Annotated in this window: 5 protein-coding genes and 1 pseudogene; all 6 read right to left on the minus strand. The window is 67.5% G+C overall.

Features of this window, described 5'->3' with window-relative positions; genetic code table 11:
* Window positions 1–674, minus strand: a 674-nt coding sequence (locus EPN31_RS16425) for a PRTRC system ThiF family protein (RefSeq protein WP_291775845.1), incomplete at its 3' end; no start/stop codon positions are given.
* Complete coding sequence (locus EPN31_RS16430; RefSeq protein ID WP_015447773.1) at window positions 671–1300, minus strand: PRTRC system protein A; 630 nt, start codon at window positions 1298–1300, stop codon at window positions 671–673. The genes EPN31_RS16425 and EPN31_RS16430, both read right to left, overlap by 4 nt.
* Window positions 1297–2025 (minus strand): PRTRC system protein B, encoded by a 729-nt coding sequence (locus EPN31_RS16435; RefSeq protein ID WP_015447772.1) that lies wholly within the window; start codon window positions 2023–2025, stop codon window positions 1297–1299. Before EPN31_RS16435 ends, EPN31_RS16430 begins: the two co-directional genes overlap by 4 nt.
* Window positions 2022–3356 (minus strand): hypothetical protein, encoded by a 1335-nt coding sequence (locus tag EPN31_RS16440; protein ID WP_015447771.1) that lies wholly within the window; start codon window positions 3354–3356, stop codon window positions 2022–2024. The genes EPN31_RS16435 and EPN31_RS16440 overlap by 4 nt, the downstream gene beginning before the upstream one ends.
* Before the next feature lie 212 nt (window positions 3357–3568).
* Entirely contained in the window at window positions 3569–3721 is a 153-nt protein-coding gene (locus tag EPN31_RS16445) for a hypothetical protein (RefSeq protein WP_291775853.1), read from the minus strand.
* A 119-nt stretch (window positions 3722–3840) separates the two neighbouring features.
* Window positions 3841–4299 (minus strand): annotated as a pseudogene (locus EPN31_RS16450) (hypothetical protein); the annotation flags it as partial.

Here is a 4299-nt window from a genome sequence, read left to right on the forward strand (position 1 = left end):
CCATGCACGTCGAGACCACCGCGATGGAGAAGATCATCGAGCATGGTGAGGGCTACCTGCGCGACCAGTGGATTGATGGACCAACGCTGCCGCGTCAGAGCTTCGGCAAGGCTGCAGCTTGGCAGGTCGCCGTCGTCGCCGGTCAGCAGCCCATCACCATAGAGGTCGTAGATGTTGGGCAAGCGCAGGCCGCTCTGCGGCTGGCCGAGATGGCCCAAAAATACTTGCCCTCGGGAGGCACCGTTGCCCAGGTCAAGGTAAAGCGCGTCGGTTTGTCGCTTGGCGTTCGCCTTTCCCAGCGCGTGGCGATACCAGCCGAGGTCAACGCACCCGATCACCAGGTCCGCACGCGGCGGACTCTCGGGCAGGCGCTGGACTTCGGCCTCCCACGAAACCCCGTAGAATCCGTTCAGGCGATGCACCAGCAGCGTCGCTTTGGGGTGTCCCACATCGACATGGGTGAAGCGCTGCCTGCCGATGTTGGCCTCTCGAACGAGAGCATCGTCGTATACCGTCACGGCCATGCCGGGATGCCCCTGCGCGCGCAACGCGCAGTCCAAGCGAGCCAAGCCGTCGGCCAACATGGATCCGTTCCCGCCGGCACCGGCCAAGAGCACACGGATCGGACGGTCGCCGAGGAAGGCCTCGGGGGTCGGGAAACGTTGGGCACTCATGCGAACAGCTCCTCGAACGTCGCTTCGGGAATCGGAAGGAGGTAGTCGCCGACGCACAAGCGAACGGCGTATTCGAATTGGCCTCCCGGATTGCACCGACCGAACACGACACTCAGATGCGGCCCGAACCGGGAGCGATCCGAGTCGTCGTCCATACGGGAAAAAATGGCAGGGAACTGGCCGTGGCTGTGCGCGTCGATAACCAGCGCGTCCTCTGCATAGTCCGCGTCCGAGTAGGACACGCTGGCGCCGGTGGCTTGGGAGGGTGGAAAGCGCAGCGAGTAGGCACCGTCGGAGTCGGCAAGCACGAGAGCTGCCATTTCCCGTGGGTGTGCTTCGCGTGCCGCCTTCCCAAGCTGGTGCGCAAAGGAGAGTGGGATCGGGCCGTGCCGCAGCCTGATCGCGTCGGTGACTGGACCCCACGGCGTGACGCACGCGGCGATGCGCCAGCGCACGTACAGGCTCGCATTGGCGGCCTCGATATAGAACCCGTCGCGCGCGGCCAGCAGCCGCCTTCCGGTTTCCAGCGCGACGAATCGCCCGTCCAGGGGCACGGCGGCGAGCGGCATGGCAGCGAGCACGGCCATGTCCAATGGACCCGGCTGATTGGTGGCGATCGCGGTCACGAGTCGTCCTCCGTCAGGGACGTGAGCCAATCGGAAAGGGTGGGGGCCAATGGCCGCAGGAGCTTCGCAGCCGGTGGCGTGGCGTAGCGCTGACGGCGCGTCCAGAACGCCACCAGTTGCTCGGTGGTGGCGCCATCACGAAGGGTGTGCGTATGGTTGATGTGCGCGTAATTGGTCCCGAGCAATACGCGCTCCCATGCGGCCATGCTGGCGTGATCGACGGTCTCGGGGAGCGTCGCATTCCCGGTGCAGATGCGGCCGTCCGCGTACACGTTGCCGAGTGGTGCGTGGAACAGCTCCGTGCCACGGTGAGGGCGTTCGCCGCCCGCGTAGGCGGCTACGAACAGCACACGGCTCTCGACGTGGAAGACCAGTCCAGGCAGGACAGCATTGATGGTGGTTCGCCCGTCCTTGGTCCGCCAGTACTGCGTCGAACGTTGCGGCGGGCGGAACCACGTCAGGCTGGTCGGGGTTTCGCGCAGCAGCGTGGCCGGGATGAACTCGCCGCGCTGGGAGGCGCGCCCATCAGCAAGGAGCAGCGCGCTCCCAATTTCGGCGGCCTCCGCCTCGGTCAGCAATCGGCCCGCGTCCAGGCTTGCGCGCTGGTCCGCATCGTGGCGAATCGCATGCAGCGAGAGGACGCACGGAAATCGGCCCATTTCGGAGAGTCCACCGGGAGAACCGTGAACGATCAGGGCGAGCTGGGGTTCCAGGGGCGTGGTCATTGATGGGCGCTCACATAGCGGGACAGGAGGAGGTCGAGCACCGTGATACGACACACGTCAGATACCGCAAGACGCAGCGCCAGCATGGGATCGCGGTGCGAGACGGTGAACGCACCTTCCGCGCCGACTTGCATGTTGAGATCCGACCAATCCTCGATCACCGCATCCTCGAAGCCGGAGAGGTCCGCCGAAATCACATGCGTCAGGACCAGCTGGGCCTCCTCGTCCAAGGCGTGAAGTTCGGTCTTCTGTGACGCGAGCCGGTCCGCGCGAGTCGGTTGCGAAAGCGTCAGCAGTCGCCTCATCGCGCGCAGCGGCCCTGCATCGCGGGGGGCGGCCTCCGCCATCTGTTCAAGTAGAGACTCGGCCTGCTCCACGGAGGAAGCGGCCCGGACTCGGGTACGCGCATGGTGCTGCACGCGCAGCAGTCGGGTCAGGGCATCGCGCCGCTCGGGATCATCGACCTCGTAATCGAACTCCTCCGACAGGTGGTCGAGGAAGTCCTGGCTCAGCGTGACCTCGCCGTCGTCCGCGACCAACTCAGCGGCGTAGCCTCCGGTCGCCTCGAGAAACATATCCGGGAAATCGGAGCACGTGAGGTCGTTGGGCCAGACCAGGGCGAGGAACGAAAGGTGGAGGAAGTGCAGCGCATCCAGCACAGGCTCGAAGCCGGCAACCGCCGATGTATCGCCGAGACGCAGCAGAGAGAAGCCGGCCGGTTCATCGTCAGGCACCAGCACGAGCGTCCCGGCGGGACGATCCGGGTCCTCTCGGTCGAGCACGGCGCAGGCCGGGTAGATGTGCCACTTCATCCGCAGCTCGTCCGCGCTGGCCTGCACACCGACTGCACCGAGCAGGGCAGCCAGTTGCCGTTGGAGTTCCCCATCAATCCAGCGGGTGATGAGGTCAGCCACGGCCGCGCCGCCATCGCGAAGCGCGCCGTGGACGTCGTCACCGGTCAGCGCACCTGCCTGCACGAGACGACGCAACCACAGCCGCATGTCCTGGCGTTTGCCCTGAGACTCAAAGCGAGGATCGAACGGGCAGCGCAGATCGTCGGGTAGTGACGGGCGGGGGCCGAGCCGCCGGACCTGTTGGCGCGCTCGGCGCTCAGCGAGCGCGATCACCGGCGCGTCTGCGCCGTCGGGGCCGCCACCGAGGGCCGCAAGTACAGCGGAAGGCCGTAGGCGGCCCGCCAGCACGGCGGTGCGCATCGCTGCAGCAACCCGCGAGCGGGCCAGCGGTTCCATCCGGGGCACCGCTGCGTGTGCCATCGCGCCGACCGTGGCGAGCGCACTGGTCGGTAGGTGGACGAACCGGATCGGCGTCATGCCATGGGAATCCGGAAGGGGTCCACGCAACTGGCTCGGCGACGGGACAGTCGCAGCAGTACCGAAGCCACGCCGCGATGCAAGTCCTCGTTGTAAGTGGCAGTGGACGATGCGTTGCCCCAGGCGTCGATGGCCCGCAGCGCTGCTCTCGTCTTGGCAGCGGCGGAGCGTTGTTCGGTGCACGCGCGGGGCGTGCGCTGGGCGGCCATGGTTCAGGCGTGCTCGGCGGGTAGCGCCATGCGTAGGGTCTGGCGGCCCTTCGTCTGTGCTGGCGGCTTGATGCCGGCGTACACCAGGTTCTCGCCCTCGACCACCGGCGCGTCGAGCGTGTAGTGAGCGACGGCGGGCCAAGCGACAGCGAGCATCGCGAAGGCTTCCTCCGGGCTGCGATCCGGCGCCGGGTCAGGAACGAGGTTGGTTCCGATGCGGAACATGCGAGTGAGGCTGCGGGACGTGGCCATGGATACATCCGGGGATGTGGGGATCAGTCGAACAAGGTCGGGACGCCAGCAGGCGCTGTGGGCGTGTCGGGCGACGCGGCGGGTGTCGCAGCGGGTGCCTCCTCGTTGGCGTCGCCCTCGACGACCGGCGCGACCGGGACGCTGGTCGCCGCTGCCGCCTTGGCCTTCGGCGACTTGGCCGGAACGGCGCTCGACTTCGCGCCGACCGTTGCGTCCTGCAAGGCGATCACGCGCTCCTCCAGCGCCTTCCGGGCGGCGCCGCGAGCCGGCGCGATGCCTTCCAGCGCCGCGCCAAGGGCGTCGCCTAGCGACTCACCCTGCGGGACGGTGACCAGTAGCGGGGCGGTCAGGGCGACCACCAGCTGACGCACCGCAGCGTCGTCGTGGTCGATGGTCTGCCCCTTGATGGCAGCGGTAAGGAGCACGTCGGTCGCTGCGCCGTGGCGCGTGATGTGCAGGGTCAGGGAGTCGCCGTCGCGCAG

The sequence above is a fragment of the Castellaniella sp. genome, from assembly GCF_004321985.1.
Lineage (GTDB): Bacteria > Pseudomonadota > Gammaproteobacteria > Burkholderiales > Burkholderiaceae_B > Castellaniella.

What these genes read in the sequence shown, in the direction of transcription:
- EPN31_RS16435 (WP_015447772.1), bottom strand. Translation starts at nt 2,025, where the DNA reads ATGACCACGCCCCTGGAACCCCAGCTCGCCCTGATCGTTCACGGTTCT.
- EPN31_RS16440 (WP_015447771.1), bottom strand. Translation starts at nt 3,356, where the DNA reads ATGACGCCGATCCGGTTCGTCCACCTACCGACCAGTGCGCTCGCCACG.
- EPN31_RS16445 (WP_291775853.1), bottom strand. Translation starts at nt 3,721, where the DNA reads ATGCTCGCTGTCGCTTGGCCCGCCGTCGCTCACTACACGCTCGACGCG.